Annotated in this window: 15 protein-coding genes; 9 read left to right on the top strand and 6 right to left on the bottom strand. The window is 58.7% G+C overall.

Translation table 11 applies throughout. From position 1 onward, the window contains the following. Positions 1–16: 16 nt before the first annotated feature. The 4 genes from AC1DVH_RS09480 to AC1DVH_RS09465 all read left to right on the top strand — a co-directional run bounded on the left by AC1DVH_RS09480 (position 17) and on the right by AC1DVH_RS09465 (position 3,288). Complete coding sequence (locus tag AC1DVH_RS09480) at positions 17–562, top strand: twin-arginine translocation pathway signal protein (protein ID WP_477753570.1); 546 nt, start codon at positions 17–19, stop codon at positions 560–562. Positions 563–640: 78 nt separating this feature from the next. Next, the gene (locus AC1DVH_RS09475) at positions 641–2,236 is read left to right on the top strand and encodes a GMC family oxidoreductase (RefSeq protein WP_477753569.1); all 1,596 of its coding nucleotides are present in this window, start codon (positions 641–643) and stop codon (positions 2,234–2,236) included. Between the two features lie 115 nt (positions 2,237–2,351). Next, complete coding sequence (coaD, locus tag AC1DVH_RS09470; protein WP_046039203.1) at positions 2,352–2,831, top strand: pantetheine-phosphate adenylyltransferase; 480 nt, start codon at positions 2,352–2,354, stop codon at positions 2,829–2,831. A 205-nt stretch (positions 2,832–3,036) separates the two neighbouring features. Beyond that, a complete protein-coding gene (locus AC1DVH_RS09465) occupies positions 3,037–3,288 on the top strand; it encodes a YfhL family 4Fe-4S dicluster ferredoxin (RefSeq protein WP_003195146.1) in 252 nt (83 codons plus the stop codon). 143 nt (positions 3,289–3,431) lie between these two features. Here AC1DVH_RS09465 and mutM read toward each other — a convergent pair whose 3' ends face one another. After that, entirely contained in the window at positions 3,432–4,244 is an 813-nt protein-coding gene (gene mutM, locus AC1DVH_RS09460) for a bifunctional DNA-formamidopyrimidine glycosylase/DNA-(apurinic or apyrimidinic site) lyase (RefSeq protein ID WP_477753568.1), read from the bottom strand. 32 nt (positions 4,245–4,276) lie between these two features. Then, complete coding sequence (locus AC1DVH_RS09455) at positions 4,277–5,146, bottom strand: HDOD domain-containing protein (RefSeq protein ID WP_477753567.1); 870 nt, start codon at positions 5,144–5,146, stop codon at positions 4,277–4,279. Between the two features lie 153 nt (positions 5,147–5,299). On the opposite strand from AC1DVH_RS09455, the gene AC1DVH_RS09450 reads away from it, so the two are divergent. The 4 genes from AC1DVH_RS09450 (at position 5,300) to ilvD (ending at position 10,818) form a co-directional block, all read left to right on the top strand. After that, on the top strand, positions 5,300–6,496 hold the full coding sequence (locus tag AC1DVH_RS09450; RefSeq protein WP_477753566.1) for a class I SAM-dependent rRNA methyltransferase: 1,197 nt from the start codon (positions 5,300–5,302) through the stop codon (positions 6,494–6,496). Positions 6,497–6,773: 277 nt separating this feature from the next. Continuing rightward, positions 6,774–7,970 carry an MFS transporter gene (locus tag AC1DVH_RS09445; RefSeq protein WP_477753565.1) on the top strand — a complete coding sequence of 399 codons (1,197 nt, stop codon included), beginning with the start codon at positions 6,774–6,776 and terminating at the stop codon, positions 7,968–7,970. Between the two features lie 193 nt (positions 7,971–8,163). After that, entirely contained in the window at positions 8,164–8,622 is a 459-nt protein-coding gene (locus AC1DVH_RS09440; RefSeq protein ID WP_477753564.1) for an REP-associated tyrosine transposase, read from the top strand. 354 nt (positions 8,623–8,976) lie between these two features. Further along, positions 8,977–10,818, top strand: coding sequence for a dihydroxy-acid dehydratase (ilvD, locus tag AC1DVH_RS09435; protein WP_477753563.1), 1,842 nt, complete (start codon positions 8,977–8,979; stop codon positions 10,816–10,818). 521 nt (positions 10,819–11,339) lie between these two features. On the opposite strand, the gene AC1DVH_RS09430 is transcribed toward ilvD, so the two are convergent. The 4 genes from AC1DVH_RS09430 to AC1DVH_RS09415 all read right to left on the bottom strand — a co-directional run bounded on the left by AC1DVH_RS09430 (position 11,340) and on the right by AC1DVH_RS09415 (position 15,477). After that, a complete protein-coding gene (locus tag AC1DVH_RS09430; protein ID WP_477753562.1) occupies positions 11,340–11,957 on the bottom strand; it encodes a hypothetical protein in 618 nt (205 codons plus the stop codon). Then, positions 11,954–13,393 carry a PAAR domain-containing protein gene (locus AC1DVH_RS09425; RefSeq protein WP_477753561.1) on the bottom strand — a complete coding sequence of 480 codons (1,440 nt, stop codon included), beginning with the start codon at positions 13,391–13,393 and terminating at the stop codon, positions 11,954–11,956. Before AC1DVH_RS09425 ends, AC1DVH_RS09430 begins: the two co-directional genes overlap by 4 nt. A 186-nt stretch (positions 13,394–13,579) precedes the next feature. Beyond that, on the bottom strand, positions 13,580–13,867 hold the full coding sequence (locus tag AC1DVH_RS09420) for a DUF6124 family protein (protein ID WP_477753560.1): 288 nt from the start codon (positions 13,865–13,867) through the stop codon (positions 13,580–13,582). Positions 13,868–14,421: 554 nt separating this feature from the next. Continuing rightward, positions 14,422–15,477 (bottom strand): HAD family hydrolase, encoded by a 1,056-nt coding sequence (locus tag AC1DVH_RS09415; RefSeq protein ID WP_477753559.1) that lies wholly within the window; start codon positions 15,475–15,477, stop codon positions 14,422–14,424. 255 nt (positions 15,478–15,732) lie between these two features. Between AC1DVH_RS09415 and AC1DVH_RS09410 the strand changes: the two genes are divergently transcribed. Next, a partial coding sequence (locus AC1DVH_RS09410) for a cation:dicarboxylate symporter family transporter (protein ID WP_477753558.1) occupies positions 15,733–16,004 on the top strand: 272 nt, incomplete at its 3' end.

Genomic DNA, 16,004 nt, shown 5'->3' with positions numbered 1-16,004 from the left:
TCGGGTAATAACAATAATGAACCCCAGCCTGTCCGATACACCCGCGCTGTCACGGCGCGGGCTGCTCAAATTCAGCCTCGGCGCCACAGCATTCCTCGCCACCGCCGGGCTCGGAGCCAGCCTCAGCGGTTGCTCGTCGAGTGTCCCGGCCAATGGTTTCGTCACGTTACGCAGCGGCGACCTGCTGTTTTTGCGGGCGTTGATACCGGTCATGCTCGAAGGTGCCGTGACCGCCGAACGGATGCCCGAGGCTGTCGAGGGCACACTGAAAAGCCTTGATTACAACCTCGCTCACTTGTCACCGGAAATGCTCAAGCTGACCAGGCAACTGTTCGATGTACTGGGCATGGCCGTGACCCGCGGACCGCTGACCGGGATCTGGGGCAGCTGGGAAAACGCCAGCGCCGATGATACCCGGCAGTTTCTGAACCGCTGGGAAAACAGCTCGTTGAGCCTGCTGCGCATGGGCCACAGTTCCCTGCTGCAACTGGTGATGATGGCCTGGTACGGCCGCAAGGAATCGTGGGCGCATTGCGGGTATCCCGGGCCGCCAACAGTCTGAAATCGAGTCGCCCCTATCGCGAGCAGGCTCGCTCCCACACTTGACCGTGTACCCCGATAATAAAAAGAGAACCCGAAGATGCCCGTACCTGATCCGTTCCGCGAAGGCATGGCCCGAGGCTGGAAAACCTACAACGGCTCGCAACTGACCCAGGACCTGACACTCGAAGTGGACGTGGCGATCATCGGCAGCGGAGCCGGTGGCGGCACCACCGCCGAAATTCTCAGCGCGGCCGGCTACAAAGTGCTGCTGATCGAAGAAGGCCCACTCAAGACCAGCAGCGACTTCAAGCTGCTCGAAGACCAGGCCTACAGCAGCCTTTATCAGGAAGGCATCGGCCGCATGAGCAAAGACGGCGCGATCACCATCCTCCAGGGCCGGGCGGTGGGCGGCACCACGCTGATCAACTGGACCTCCAGTTTCCGCACTCCGGAACCGACCCTGGAACACTGGGCCAAAGAGCACAACGTCAAGGGTCATAGCCCGGCGGAAATGGCGCCGTGGTTCGAGAAAATGGAGCAACGCCTGGGTGTCGCGCCGTGGATGGTGCCCCCCAACGCCAACAACGATGTGATCCGCAAGGGCTGCGAAGCACTGAATTACTCATGGCACGTCATCCCGCGCAACGTTCGCGGCTGCTGGAACCTCGGCTACTGCGGCATGGGCTGCCCGACCAACGCCAAGCAATCGATGATGGTCACCACCATTCCAGCAACCCTGGAAAAAGGTGGCGAGCTGCTTTACCTGGCCCGCGCCGAAAAACTCATGATCAGCGGTGACAAGGTCACCGGCCTGCAATGTTCGACGATGGATGAACGCTGCGTCGCACCGACCGGGCGCACCGTCACGGTCAAGGCGCGGCATTTCGTGCTGTCCGGTGGCGGCATCAACAGCCCGGCCTTGCTGATGCGCTCCGGGGCACCCGACCCGCACAAACGCCTGGGGAAACGCACCTTCCTGCACCCGGTGAACATGTCCGCCGCGCTGTTCGACGAAGTGGTCAACCCGTTCTACGGCGCGCCGCAGTCGATTTACTCCGACCATTTCCAATGGCAGGACGGCACCACCGGCAAGATGTCCTTCAAACTGGAAGTCCCACCCCTGCACCCGGCGCTGGCCACGACGTTGCTCGGTGGTTTCGGCCAGGAAAACTCGCAGCACATGGCCAATCTGCCGCATACCCACGCCATGCTGGCGTTACTGCGGGACGGTTTTCACCCGGACAGCCCCGGTGGCAGCGTCGAATTGCGCAGCGATGACACACCGGTGCTGGATTATCAGCTCTCGCCTTACGCCTGGGATGGATTGCGCCGGGCGTTCCATACCATGGCCGAGATCCAGTTTGCCGGTGGCGCCAAGGCCGTGATGCCGATGCACGCCGACGCCCGCTACGTGAAGACCCTCGCCGAAGCGCGCACGCTGATCGACGACCTGAGCCTGGAGTTGTATCGCACACGGCTGGGCAGCGCCCATGTGATGGGCGGTTGCGCCATGGGTGAAGACCCGACAATCGCGGTGACCGACAGCCTCGGCCGGCATCATCAACTGGGCAATCTGTCGATTCACGACGGCTCGCTGTTCCCCACCAGCATTGGCGCCAATCCGCAGTTGTCGGTCTACGGACTGACAGCGCAACTGGCGACATCCCTGGCCGAACGTTTAAAAAACCCATGAAAATGACGATAATTTCTATCGTCTATAGTGCTTTCTTACCCAACAGGCGACTTGGCCGACCGGGAAGGCTGCGATACCATCCGACTCCCCAACGGATTCCCGCCAGGACGACGCGATGAACCGAGTGTTGTACCCAGGTACCTTCGACCCTATTACCAAGGGCCATGGCGATCTGGTCGAACGCGCCTCGCGCCTGTTCGATCACGTGATCATCGCCGTCGCCGCGAGCCCGAAGAAAAACCCGCTGTTTCCTCTGGAACAACGGGTAGAACTGGCGCGCGAGGTCACTAAACATCTGCCGAACGTTGAAGTCGTCGGTTTCTCGACGCTGCTGGCGCACTTCGCCAAAGAGAAGAACGCCAACGTGTTCCTGCGTGGATTGCGCGCGGTGTCGGACTTCGAATACGAATTCCAGCTGGCCAACATGAACCGCCAGCTGGCGCCGGATGTGGAAAGCCTGTTCCTGACCCCGTCCGAGCGTTACTCGTTCATTTCCTCGACGCTGGTCCGTGAAATCGCAGCCCTGGGCGGCGATATCACCAAGTTCGTCCACCCTGTGGTGGCGGACGCCCTGACCGAGCGCTTCAAGAAGTAAATCTGGCAACTGTGGGAGCGAGCCTGCTCGCGATGGACGTCAACGATAACGCGGGAAACCTGACACCCCCCGGCGTTCTCGGGTTCATCGCCAGCAGGCTGGCTCCTACAGTACGTCGCGCCTGCGTGCAACGCAGGCGCCAATGCGGCACAATTGTGCGCATTGGTTTATTGCGCCCGGGCCTGTCGCCCTGGCTGGAGTTAGCATGTCCCTGATCATCACCGACGATTGCATCAACTGCGACGTTTGCGAACCCGAGTGCCCGAACGCCGCCATTTCCCAAGGCGAAGAGATCTACGTGATCGACCCGAACCTGTGCACCCAGTGCGTCGGCCACTACGACGAACCGCAGTGCCAGCAGGTCTGCCCGGTGGATTGCATTCCACTGGACGAAGCTCATCCGGAGACTGAAGAACAGTTGATGGAGAAGTACCGGAAAATTACCGGGAAGGCTTGAATGATGTAGTGCTCTTTCGAGCCTCATCGCGAGCAAGCTCGCTCCCACACTGGATCTGTGTCGTTCACAAACCCCTGTGGGAGCGAGCTTGCTCGCGATGAGGCCATCAGCCACGCCGAATCTCTAACGGATTGTCGCGCGTATCAGCTCTGACAACGCGGGCAAAAAACGCTGGCGCGCTGCCCGAGCTTCACTTCCCGCAGCCCCGTGCCACAAACCTTGCAGTGCTCACCGCCACGGCCGTACACGAACAGTTCCTGCTGGAAATAACCGGGCTGTCCATCACCACCGATGAAGTCCCGCAGCGTGGTACCGCCGCGCTCGATGGCGGCCGCCAGGATGCGCTTGATCTCGATGGCCAGCTTCAAGTAACGCGCACGGGAAATGCTCCTGGCTTCGCGGCGCGGGTCGATCCCGGCGGCGAACAACGCTTCGGTCGCGTAGATATTGCCAACGCCCACCACCACCGCGTTGTCCATGATGAACGGCTTGACCGCTATCGAGCGGCCACGGGACTGCTGGAACAGGCGCTCACCATCGAACAGGTCGGTCAGCGGCTCAGGCCCCAGGCGGATCAGCAATTCATGATTGAGCGGATCGAGACTCCAGAGCATTGCGCCGAAGCGCCGCGGGTCGGTGTAACGCAGGGCCAGGCCCGACTCCAGCTCGATGTCCACATGCTCATGCTTGGCCGCCGGCAACCCGGCTTCCACCAGCCGCAAATTGCCTGACATGCCCAAGTGGCTGATCAAGGTGCCGACTTCGGCATTGATCAGCAGGTACTTGGCGCGCCGCTCCACCAATACGATGCGCTGGCCGGACAGGCGCACATCGAGGTCCTCGGGAATCGGCCAGCGCAGGCGCCGATCACGCACGATCACCCGGCTGACGCGCTGGCCTTCCAGGTACGGCGCGATGCCGCGACGGGTGGTTTCGACTTCTGGCAGTTCAGGCATGGTGCGCTCTTGAAAGAAGAAAATTCCGACACTCAGCGATGAGTGCCGAGGTCGCGGATCGTCTGCTTGAGGGTCTCGAAATCGTAGTCCGAGAGGCCGACATAATCGAGCACCAGCGCCGCGATGCTGTTCCACTCGTGATCTTCGGTCTGGCTGCCCAGTACCCGATAAGAAGCACAAATATGCTCGGCCATTTTCAGTATCGCCAGCAGGTTCTTCAGTGAACTGTTGCGCGACGACTCATCGCTGAAGATCGCCAGGGCATTGTGGTGATTGGCGATCGCCGCGCTCACGTGCTCCGGCAGACGCCAGGACTTGGCCGTGTAATACCCGACCACGGAGTGGTTAGTATTGAACACCTGGTTCTCCGTATCCACCACCCGACATTCGGCACTGGCGCTGGCATAGGCCTGCTCAAGAACGCCCATGTAGTCGGGGAAACGCTGGAGCATCAACGGGACGCCGCAGTCGTGGAACAAGCCCAGGGCATATGCTTCGTCGCCATTTTCAACGCCGATGCGCTTGGCCAGGGTCAGGCAGGTCATGGCCACGTCCTGGGCGGTGTCCCAGAAACGGTTCAGGGTGACAATGGTGTCGTCATTCATCTCGCCCTTGATCGACTGCGCGTTGATCAGGTTGATGACCGAGCGGCTGCCCAGCAGATTTACCGCGCGCTGGATCGAGGCAATCTTGTTGCTCAGGCCGTAATACGGCGAATTGACGATCTTCAGCAGGGAACCGGAAAGACCCGGGTCCTGGGAAATCAGCTTGGCGATGACTTCCAGATCCGGGTCGGGCATGTACTGCTCCATCTGCAAATCCACCATGATTTGCGGCTGGGCCGGTACGCTGATGCCCTGCAGGGCTTGTTGGATCTGTTCGGAAGTCAGCTCTTGGGACATTTGTGCACACTCAGGGTCAGGCGGTGATTCTAACCTTTATGAAGTTGGATCCGACATACCAAATCGCAAGACAACCCTCGCCACATGTCCACTTGCAGGCCAATCCGGGGTCTCAACACGCTATACTCCCGCTCTTTTTTCCGGAGCGACGACATGTCCCTGCCTAGCCTGCGCCTCAAAGCCAACGCCGACCGTCGTCTGCGCAACGGTCACTTGTGGGTCTACAGCAACGAAATCGATGTAGCCGCTACGCCTTTGCACGGTTTCAAGGCCGGCGACCAGGCAATCCTCGAAGCCGCTGGCGGCAAGCCGCTGGGCATCGTTGCCATGAGCCCGAACAACCTGATCTGTGCCCGTGTGCTGTCGCGCGACATCAAGTTGCCGCTGGATAAATCGCTGCTGGTACACCGCCTGAACGTGGCCCTGTCCCTGCGCGATCGCCTGTTCGACAAGCCGTTCTATCGCCTGGTCTACGGCGACTCCGACCTGCTGCCGGGCCTGGTGGTCGACCGTTTCGGCGACATCCTCGTAGTACAGATCGCTTCGGCCACCATGGAAGCCCATAAAGACGATGTGATCGCGGCGCTGACCCAAGTGCTCAAGCCAAGCGGCATCCTGCTCAAGAACGACTCCGCTGCCCGTGACGCCGAAGGCCTCACCCGCTACGTCGAAACCGTGTTCGGCCTGGTGCCGGAGTGGGTTGCCCTCGAAGAGAACGGCGTGAAATTCGAAGCACCGGTCATCCAGGGCCAGAAAACCGGCTGGTTCTACGACCACCGCATGAACCGCGCACGCCTGGCACCCTACGCCAAAGGCAAACGCGTGCTCGACCTGTACAGCTACATCGGCGGCTGGGGCGTGCAGGCTGCCGCGTTCGGCGCCAGCGAAGTGTTCTGCGTTGATGCGTCGGCCTTCGCCCTTGATGGTGTCGAGCGCAACGCCGCACTGAACGGCTTCGCCGAGAAAATGACCTGCATCGAAGGCGACGTGTTCGAAGCCCTGAAAGAGCTGAAAGCCAGCGAAGAACGCTTCGACGTGATCGTGGCCGACCCGCCGGCGTTCATCAAACGCAAGAAAGACATGAAGAACGGCGAAGGCGCCTACCGTCGTCTGAACGAGCAAGCCATGCGCCTGCTCACCAAGGACGGCATCCTGGTCAGCGCATCATGCTCGATGCACCTGCCGGAAGACGACCTGCAGAACATCCTGCTGACCAGCGCCCGCCACCTGGACCGCAATATCCAGATCCTGGAACGTGGCGGTCAGGGTCCGGATCATCCGGTGCATCCGGCTATCGCTGAAACCCGCTACATCAAGAGCATCACCTGCCGGTTGCTGCCTAACAGCTAAAACCGCAACCCACTGTAGGAGCAGCCGGTCGACGCTCGATTGCTCGCGATGGTCGTCAACGATAACGCTGGCAGCCTGACGCCCCACGGCGCTCTCAGGCTCATCGTCGGAACGCCGCCCGGAGCAATCGAGCGTCGACCGGCTGCTCCTACAGAGGTTCCCTGCTTCAAAACAGGAAGCCTCCTACAGCGCTTTTGATTGAATTGCCTGCGTCCCAGACTAGTATCGGTTTCTGGTTTCAAGCATGAACGCTTGATCACTCCGGAAAACAAAAACAATGTCTGAGTCCTCTTACCCAGCTCTAAGTGGCGAACTGAAACGCCAACGAGTCTCCCGCTTTATCCTGATTACCAATATCTCGCTAATCAGTTTTTTCCCACTGAACATCCTCCTGCCTTCTTTTCCTGCCCTGGCCGCGAAGTTCGACAGTTCAACCGCTGACATCGCCCTTTCTATCAGCCTGTTCACGCTGGTTTTTGCGTTTTCTCAATTAATAACCGGCCCGCTTTCAGATAAGTGGGGGCGCAAGGAAGTTCTTCTTGGTTGCATCGTTGTTTCTACCCTCGGCTCGATAGGTTGCGCGCTGGCGACGGACTTCCCAAGCTTCCTGGCGTTTCGTGCAGTCCAAGCCATCGGGTGTGGTTTTTTTGTGTTGGGTCATGCACTGGTGGAGGATTTGTTCGATGAACAGGATAGGGCCCGGGTGCGCATTTATTACATGACGCTGAGCGGTTCCTTTGTTGCACTGGCACCGCTGTTAGGCTCTTGGCTACAAACCACTTTCGATTGGCAGGGTAGTTTTTATGGTTTTGCGCTCATGGCGCTCGGCATGCTGATCCATGCCCAACTGATACTGCCTTCCAAGGCAGCCCTCCCAGAAAAAACACCCGTTTCAGTCATCCGCACGCTGAAATCCATCGCTGAAAATCAAGACTTCATCCGCTATTGGTGGATAGCCGCGTTAGTGTTCGCTTGTTATTTCGCGTTGATCAGCGTGACACCGCTGATTTTCATGGATGAGTTGAAACTGTCCGAGTACCAGTACGCGTGGGTACTTATGGTGTATGGGATCGCCTATTTCCTGGGTGGAGTCGTTGCTACCACCGTGCAGAAACATATCTCCCTCTCTGTGCAAATCAACATCGGCCTCGGATTACTGGGTGCCGCCGGCCTGTTGTTGGCGTTGATCATCCGTTCTGAGGCGATGACAACCATTACCCTGCTCATACCGATGGTGATCAGTGCTCTGGCGGTAACCCTGGTACGGCCTGCCGCCATTTCCGCAGCCATGTTGCTGTACTCAAACAGCGCCGGGACGGCCGCATCCTCAGGCAACAGCATCATGTTCATCACTGCGGCTCTCAGCAGCGCCGCCCTCGCACAAACCGGGGACAATTTGCTGATGACCATTGCTGTCAGCTACATCGTGTTCAGTCTTTGGGGTTTGCTGACGAACACCAGGATCGGACGCTGACTTGTAGGAGCGAGCTTGCTCGCGATGGTCGTGAACGATAACGCGCTCATTCTGGATGAACGAGTTGCCCTCTGGTTCATCGCGAGCAAGCTCGCTCCTACAGACATAAGACACATCTGGAACTACTGTCGGACCGACAAGCTTCCCCTCCTCACCTACCGTTTCTCTTCCAATCGCAGAAGAGGACCAAGGAATGTCCAACACATCCCATGCCCATCACTTACGCACCGGCCGCTACTCGGAAACCGGTCGGACTTATTTGCTCACAGCGGTCACCCACCAGCGACAACCAATCTTCGAGGACTGGCGTATTGGACGCCTGGTGGTAAGCGAATTCAGGAAGGCAACTGAGGACGGCCAAGCCTCCTCTATTGCCTGGGTGATCATGCCAGATCACTTTCACTGGCTCGTCGAGTTGCATAGCGGTGATTTGCCGAAATTGATGCAAGCCACCAAATCTCGAAGCGCCCGCGCTATCAACAAAGCGAGAGGCTGTCACGAGACGCTATGGCAAAAAGGTTATTTTGACCGGGCGTTGCGTCGCGAGGACGATCTGAAAGCGATGGCCCGATACATCGTTGCCAACCCATTGCGAGCAAGGCTAGTCGACCATATCGGCAAATATCCGCTATGGGACGCCATCTGGCTCTGAAACACAGCCCACTGTAGGAGCGAGCTCGCTCGCGATGGTCGCCAACGATAACGCTGGCATCCTGACACCCCGCGGCGTTCTCAGGTTCATCGCGAGCAGGCTCGCTCCTACAGGATTGCGTCTTTCCACACGTCTCGTGAATGCTTGCGGCCATTCCCTCCAGCCGCCAGCCGTGTAGAATCGCGAACATTCATCGCCAGTCATCCCCGGCGGGTTTATGAGCTCAAGCTGAAGCGCGCGGCGATCCCGCAAAGTTATCGGCAACTTCCGGACACGCGGCCATTTCTGAGTGTTCCAGACGTCAATAGAAGCTCACTTCCCTTTTGATACCTGATTAGCCGCCCGGAGTGCTTCATGCCTGATTACCGCTCGAAAACATCCACCCATGGCCGCAACATGGCCGGCGCCCGTGCACTGTGGCGCGCCACGGGGATGAAAGATGACGACTTCAAGAAGCCGATCATCGCCATTGCCAACTCGTTCACCCAGTTCGTACCGGGCCACGTGCACCTCAAAGACCTGGGGCAACTGGTCGCCCGCGAGATCGAACGCGCTGGCGGCGTGGCAAAGGAATTCAACACCATCGCTGTCGATGACGGCATCGCCATGGGCCACGACGGCATGCTCTATTCGCTGCCGAGCCGCGAGATCATCGCCGACTCCGTCGAGTACATGGTCAACGCCCATTGCGCCGACGCCATCGTGTGCATCTCCAACTGCGACAAGATCACCCCAGGCATGCTGATGGCGTCCCTGCGCCTGAACATCCCGGTGATCTTCGTCTCCGGCGGCCCGATGGAAGCCGGCAAGACCAAACTCGCTTCCCACGGCCTCGACCTGGTCGACGCCATGGTGATCGCCGCCGACTCCAGCGCTTCTGACGAGAAAGTCGCCGAGTACGAGCGCAGCGCCTGCCCGACCTGCGGTTCGTGCTCTGGCATGTTCACCGCCAACTCGATGAACTGCCTGGTCGAAGCACTGGGCCTGGCATTGCCGGGCAACGGTTCGACCCTGGCCACCCACAGTGACCGCGAACAGCTGTTCCTGCAGGCCGGCCGCACCATCGTCGAGCTGTGCAAGCGTTACTACGGCGAGAACGACGAGTCGGTGTTGCCGCGCAACATCGCCAACTTCCAGGCGTTCGAAAACGCCATGACCCTGGACATCGCCATGGGCGGTTCCACCAACACCATCCTGCACTTGCTGGCCGCTGCCCAGGAAGCCGAGATCGATTTCGATCTGCGCGACATCGACCGCCTGTCCCGTCACGTGCCGCAACTGTGCAAGGTCGCGCCGAACATTCAGAAGTACCACATGGAAGACGTGCACCGCGCCGGCGGCATCTTCAGCATCCTCGGTTCGCTGGCCCGTGGTGGCTTGCTGCACACCCAGCTGCCGACCGTGCACAGCCGCAGCATGGAAGAAGCCATCGCCAAGTGGGACATCACCCAGACCACCGACGAAGCCGTGCACCACTTCTTCAAGGCCGGTCCGGCGGGCATCCCGACGCAAACCGCGTTCAGCCAGTCGACCCGTTGGGAAACCTTGGACGACGACCGTGAAAACGGCTGCATCCGCAGTGTCGAGCACGCGTACTCGCAAGAAGGCGGCCTGGCCGTGCTCTACGGCAACATCGCCCTGGACGGCTGCGTGGTGAAAACCGCTGGCGTCGACGAATCGATCCATGTGTTCGAAGGCAACGCCAAGATCTTCGAAAGCCAGGACAGCGCCGTGCGCGGCATCCTCGCTGACGAAGTGAAAGAAGGCGACATCGTCATCATTCGCTACGAAGGCCCGAAAGGCGGCCCGGGCATGCAGGAAATGCTCTACCCGACTTCGTACCTGAAATCCAAAGGCCTGGGCAAAGCCTGCGCCCTGCTCACCGACGGCCGTTTCTCCGGCGGCACCTCGGGCCTGTCCATCGGCCATGCTTCGCCTGAAGCGGCTGCTGGCGGCGCGATCGGCCTGGTGCAGAACGGCGACAAGGTGCTGATCGACATTCCGAACCGCTCGATCAACCTGTTGGTCAGCGACTCCGAGTTGGCTGCACGCCGGGTCGAGCAGGACAAGAAGGGCTGGAAACCGGTGGAAGTGCGTCCACGTAAAGTGACCACCGCGCTGAAAGCCTACGCCCTGCTGGCCACCAGTGCCGACAAGGGTGCTGTGCGTAACAAGGCGATGCTTGACGGGCTGTAAGGCTTAAGCGTCGAACAAAAAATGCCCCGCCAAGTGCGGGGCATTTATTTTGGATCAATTACCAGCCGATCATATCCTTCTTGTGACCTCGTCATTTTCCGGAGCATGAGATCCGCGCAACTTGCCAAATGTAGTGAAGTGCCAACAGTGTTGGCCCCAAGATTGCCCAGCTAATCCATATGTCGTGGTCGGGGTATGTAAACAAAATCAGCAACGGAGGAGACATCGCCAGTAATCCCATCATTAACATTGCTGTTATAGCCAGCCTACGTCGCAACTCGGTAGTAGCGGGTCTGTTTAACGCCGCCAAAACAAGTCCGCAGGTTCCCAGCCATGCGAGCGTGCTGAGCAACACGTAAAAAACCTCACCGGACCCCATAAAAACCAGGCTGAGAAACGCCAGTCCTAAGGCAGGCAGGACGCCTCCAGCTATATACATAGCCGACCGAAGAATGCATACAACCATGTATATCTATTCCATTAAAAAGCTCTCGAGCTGCATAAACTCTCGGAAGCGCGAGTCAAGGATTTACCCACGGCCTAGCTACTTGTAGCTTGATGAGATAACGCTCCTCTTTGGGACGCTTGTCGTCTCTAAAACGATTGACCACCAGCATCGCTTGATACTGATTACCCGCTTGCCAAGTAGACGTGCCGCCTTTGTTCACGTCTCGCAACCGAGCCCGCCATTCGGGAGTGTCAGCAAACGGTGGGTCGTCGTTGACCCGAATGGGTATCCAGCCACCGTGGCGCCATTGCGCCTGCAAATCCAGCACGACCTTGAGGGTATCGTCGAGTAACAGCGGCTCGATTTGTGGGGACATGCGGAGACTTCTGACTAACCCATCACGATCGAAACTAACCGTGAAAAAGCGAGCTAATGGGGTCACGAATCCGAACTGAGAATCCAGGAAACGAAGACGAGCATCCGACTTGGGCAATCTCCCCCAAAAATGCCCAGCAATGGCTGGATCAATGACCGCGCTGGAGCGCTGACGCATGATTTCCCAAGGCTCGCCAATCACCAGTGCAATCTCCGGCTCGCCCGAAAGCGCTCGGACTGCTGCCACTATCAGCAGCGCCGCGACTGCGAGTGACAAGATCCTGCGTCGCCAATCCATGCGTCGCAGCAGACTCATCGCACGCCCCGGCCTGCGGCAATGTCGAGAATCGCCTGTTCGATCAGGTGGCGATCAGAGCGTCGTAGCAGATCATCAAATTGCGTCGCGGCCTTGAGCACAAAGGGCATGCGCTGATCGATATCGGCCAGGTTGGCAAAGTAATCGCTGCTGAAGCCAACTGTACGTCCGTCTTCGCTGGGACGGCACTGGCTGGCCAGGGTCAGTTCGACGGCTGCAGCGGCGCCGGTGGGGAAGTTCGTGACATAGGCAAATTGATTGTCACGTAGCAGAGATACCAGCTGCGCGTCGCTGTACATTGCTGATTGCAGAATGTTCTGTTGTTCGTGCCAAGCCAGATGCACAACGCTTTCGGCAATGTTGCCAGCCTCAATGGCAGCGAAGGCTTGCAGTATTTCCTCATGGTAAGTGCCAAACTCCAGTTTTTCCTGCTCGATCGGCCATAACACTGGTTGTTGTAGATGCCCAAATATGTTTTTTCGTGAAGCGAGGCATGTCTTTAGCGCCCACAACCCACGCTCCTTGTAAAAAGCATGTAGCGGAAACACATCCAGAAACAGCGTGGTATTGCCCAGCGCCAGCATGTCGTGCACGTACTGGAGTTGCTTCTGCACGTACGACAATGATTCGCTGTCGTTACGCAGGTCAATGCCCGGTATCGGATTATTGCTTCGGGTTAGCTCGTAGTCGCGTTGCGACTGTTTGTCTGTCTTGCCGAACAATTCAATCCCAAAGAATTTCCAGCGACGCTGGGCGCTGTCGACCATGCGCTTTCCCGCCTCGTATTCATTCTGAATCCTCTCGACTGATTCAGCCGCATGTAACAACCCACACCCCACCTGCTTGGAGGCGAACGCCGCGAGGCCCGCCCATTGGAAGCGCTGATCCTCCAGCCACAATCGGGCGTACGCCGCATTGATCGCCCGATTACGCGCCTTGGGGTCGGCGATCAGGATACCGCCCGGTGCCACGATGGCTTCGGCTCTTTGCTGATAGCTGCGCCAAAGGTTCTGGCAGACCTGTCCCGACTGCTCGCCGTAGCTCGTTGCAGGACGGACGCTGGAGGGGCTCGGTTCGGCTGTCGGCTTACGAGCTTCGACCGGTGCGGCGGATTGAGCCGCGGCTCGGGCAGACGACGCAATGCTGCCGCCTTCGATCGTTTGGCTCCTCATGGTCTGATTGGCGATCAACTTGGGCGATGGATCGCACTTGCACTTGCACAGGTCGCCATCCAGCGCGGGCTTGCGTCCTTCCCAATCCTCCGACAGGCGTGGGCCGACGCAGATGATTGTCCCGGTGCTGTCGCATTCCGGGCACTTGACCTCATCGCCTTCGCGGGCCAGTGCCTGGCCATTGATGCTGCCGCGATGCCAACCGCTGACGACGGTTCCCTTGACGGTGGTTTTGGCCCCGACGGTGATGTAGTAGCGCCTCATGCGAAATATGTCCTTGTCAGATCGAAAGGACGCACGCTAGAAGAGGCGAAGTGGAGGATAAATCAGACGTTTCCTTGATTGATGTAAGTCAATTCTGAAATGAGACTGGATATGGACAACTGTGTACTCGCGATAACCGTCGAACATGAAAATGCCCCGCCAAGTGCGGGGCATTTTTTGTCCGCGCTATTCCTGCGGGTCGAGGTTATCCAACGCCTGATTCACCGCCAGCTCGCCCAACATGATCACCTGCGCAATCCCCAGCATCGTGCTGCGTTGCGAGCCTTCCAGCAGGCCGGCGAAATCGCTGGCCATCACATTGGCCGAGGCGAGGGATTCGCAGGCGTGGGCCAACAGGGTTTCGGTATCGAGGCCGGGCGCGATCAAGAATGTTCGGTTGGGTTTGCGCGGGGTGGTGTTGATGTGGGCGGAGAGGTTGTCGGTATTTGGGGGATCGGGGGTAATTTTGAGCATTGATGGAACTCCGGGTGAGAAAAAAGGAGCCATCACCCTCGCTACCAAACGATGGGTGGCGGCCACACGCAGGTTGGTAGACCGGTCACCAGGAACCCGGCGCGTCCGAAGATGCCCTGCGCATGGCCACCATATGAGCAGAGACAGAAACGAACCCTGCAAAGGGTGGCGCAATGCGCCGAGGTGAACACGGGCTACCAAACCCGATCACTGATGTTCAGTGACGCGGAAACGATAGAAGCCGCCCCCCAGGCGCACAAGCCGGCGGATTCTGGCGTAGTCGTAGTCCCTTACGCAAGAATGCGTAGGTTGCGACTGTCAGGAGATGTCGTTCAAGCGGAGGCTTTCATTGCACCGATTGGCCTCATCGCGAGCAAGCTCGCTCCCACAGGGATTGTGGGTATGCCTACGATTTATGTTGGACCGTAGAATCTTGTAGGAGCGAGCTTGCTCGCGATGAACGCAAAGACACCGCGCTAAATCAGAAAGCCCGCGTTATCGTTTAACGACCATCGCGAGCAAGCTCGCTCCTACAGAGAATCTAAAGCCTGGTCTTACTGGATTTCTTCAGGCTTCACGATCACCCAGTTCTTGTCCGCAGTCACCGTCAACCCTTCCTTGGCCTGGGCCGCGGCGTTCTTGGCCATCATGCCGTTGATCTGGGTCATGTACTTGTCCTTGCGGTTGACCCACAGGTGGATGCCGCCCTTGGCCACGTCAACGCTGTGGAACAGCATGTAACCGTCGCTGCTCGGGGTATCACCGCCAACCAGCACCGGTTTTTTCCACTCGTCGATGTAGGTCAGGATTGCCGCCTGCTTGCCGGCCATCCAGGTTGCCGGGGTCCACAGGTACGGGGTCAGTTCCAGGCCGAGGTTGGCCTTCTCGTCATATTTGCCGGCGGTGACCTGCTTGCGCGCGGTGGTCAGTTCGCCAGTCTTCGGGTCCTTGAGCAGCAGCGACACGCCGATCACGTTCTGCGGTTTGACGTTGTAGCCGTACTTGGGATCGGCCGCGACCATGCGCACCAGTTCTTCGGAGGCAGCGGTCATCACGTAGACCTCGATGCCGTTCTCCATCAATTTGTTGTACAGCTCTTGCTGGCCGGTGAAGATTTTCGGCGGGTTGACGTCGAGTTTCTTGACCACGTCGCCTTCGTAATACGTGGCCGGCACTGGTTTGCCGGACGCCATCATCTCGTCGACATAGCCCTTGAGTTCCTTGAGCGTGAAGCCGGAGAACACTTGGGCGACCCATGGATAGCAGACCATGTCGTCGACTTCGCAGAGGCGGTAGTAGTAGCTGAACAGGCTTTCCTTGTGGTCGGCGGTGTCCTTGAACGGCATCAGTTTCAGGGAGGGATCGAGCTTGTCGCGGGTGATCAGGCCCTTGTTCTCCATGAACGGCAGCAACGACTCTTCGAGGTCGTAGCGGTAACTGGTGTTGTCCATGTCGAACACCGCGTAGTTACCCTTGTTGGCGTTGGCGGCGATCATGGCGTCCAGCGCCTTGGCCTGATCGGCGGGCCAGTGCTTCAGATCCGTTGCAAGCACCTGGCCGGCGAGGCCCAGGCAAAGTGCTGCTGCCAGCAATTTCGGTGCGAACTTCATTGGCATGCTTCCCTTATAAAAAGACCCTGAATGAAAGACATCGACGCTAACAAATAAGTGTGACAGTCCTCGTCTGTCAGCGACCGCCCGCGTCCCTTTCGCGCCAGTTGCATTTCTGACAGCGACATCCGCTTATTCCAAAAACGACGGAAACCATGCGTTTTTGATATTAATTCATTAGTTTTCAAGCTGTTAGGCTTGCCGGTTCGCAGCTGCCCCGGACGGTAGCTGGCACAAGTCTCACTCGGAGTTTTCATGAATCTGCCGCTGATCCTCAATCTGCTGGTGTTCCTCGCCCTGCTCCTGGGCCTGGCGCAAACCCGCCACACCACATGGAGCCTGGCGAAAAAAGTCCTGCTCGCGCTGGTGCTGGGCGTGGCGTTCGGTGTGGCGTTGCACACTGCCTACGGTGCCGGCAACCCGGTGCTGAAAACCTCGATCGGCTGGTTCGATCTGGTGGGCAACGGTTATGTGCAGCTACTGCAAATGATCGTGATCCCGCTGGTGTTCGCCTCGATCCTCAGCGC

The sequence above is a fragment of the Pseudomonas sp. P4_C3 genome (genome assembly GCF_056402075.1).
Note: the sequence above shows the minus strand (reverse complement) of the source record. Positions and strands in the feature narration are given on the sequence as shown.

What these genes read in the sequence shown, in the direction of transcription:
- AC1DVH_RS09480 (WP_477753570.1), top strand. Translation starts at nt 17, where the DNA reads ATGAACCCCAGCCTGTCCGATACACCCGCGCTGTCACGGCGCGGGCTG.
- AC1DVH_RS09475 (WP_477753569.1), top strand. Translation starts at nt 641, where the DNA reads ATGCCCGTACCTGATCCGTTCCGCGAAGGCATGGCCCGAGGCTGGAAA.
- coaD (WP_046039203.1), top strand. Translation starts at nt 2,352, where the DNA reads ATGAACCGAGTGTTGTACCCAGGTACCTTCGACCCTATTACCAAGGGC.
- AC1DVH_RS09465 (WP_003195146.1), top strand. Translation starts at nt 3,037, where the DNA reads ATGTCCCTGATCATCACCGACGATTGCATCAACTGCGACGTTTGCGAA.
- mutM (WP_477753568.1), bottom strand. Translation starts at nt 4,244, where the DNA reads ATGCCTGAACTGCCAGAAGTCGAAACCACCCGTCGCGGCATCGCGCCG.
- AC1DVH_RS09455 (WP_477753567.1), bottom strand. Translation starts at nt 5,146, where the DNA reads ATGTCCCAAGAGCTGACTTCCGAACAGATCCAACAAGCCCTGCAGGGC.
- AC1DVH_RS09450 (WP_477753566.1), top strand. Translation starts at nt 5,300, where the DNA reads ATGTCCCTGCCTAGCCTGCGCCTCAAAGCCAACGCCGACCGTCGTCTG.
- AC1DVH_RS09445 (WP_477753565.1), top strand. Translation starts at nt 6,774, where the DNA reads ATGTCTGAGTCCTCTTACCCAGCTCTAAGTGGCGAACTGAAACGCCAA.
- AC1DVH_RS09440 (WP_477753564.1), top strand. Translation starts at nt 8,164, where the DNA reads ATGTCCAACACATCCCATGCCCATCACTTACGCACCGGCCGCTACTCG.
- ilvD (WP_477753563.1), top strand. Translation starts at nt 8,977, where the DNA reads ATGCCTGATTACCGCTCGAAAACATCCACCCATGGCCGCAACATGGCC.
- AC1DVH_RS09430 (WP_477753562.1), bottom strand. Translation starts at nt 11,957, where the DNA reads ATGAGTCTGCTGCGACGCATGGATTGGCGACGCAGGATCTTGTCACTC.
- AC1DVH_RS09425 (WP_477753561.1), bottom strand. Translation starts at nt 13,393, where the DNA reads ATGAGGCGCTACTACATCACCGTCGGGGCCAAAACCACCGTCAAGGGA.
- AC1DVH_RS09420 (WP_477753560.1), bottom strand. Translation starts at nt 13,867, where the DNA reads ATGCTCAAAATTACCCCCGATCCCCCAAATACCGACAACCTCTCCGCC.
- AC1DVH_RS09415 (WP_477753559.1), bottom strand. Translation starts at nt 15,477, where the DNA reads ATGAAGTTCGCACCGAAATTGCTGGCAGCAGCACTTTGCCTGGGCCTC.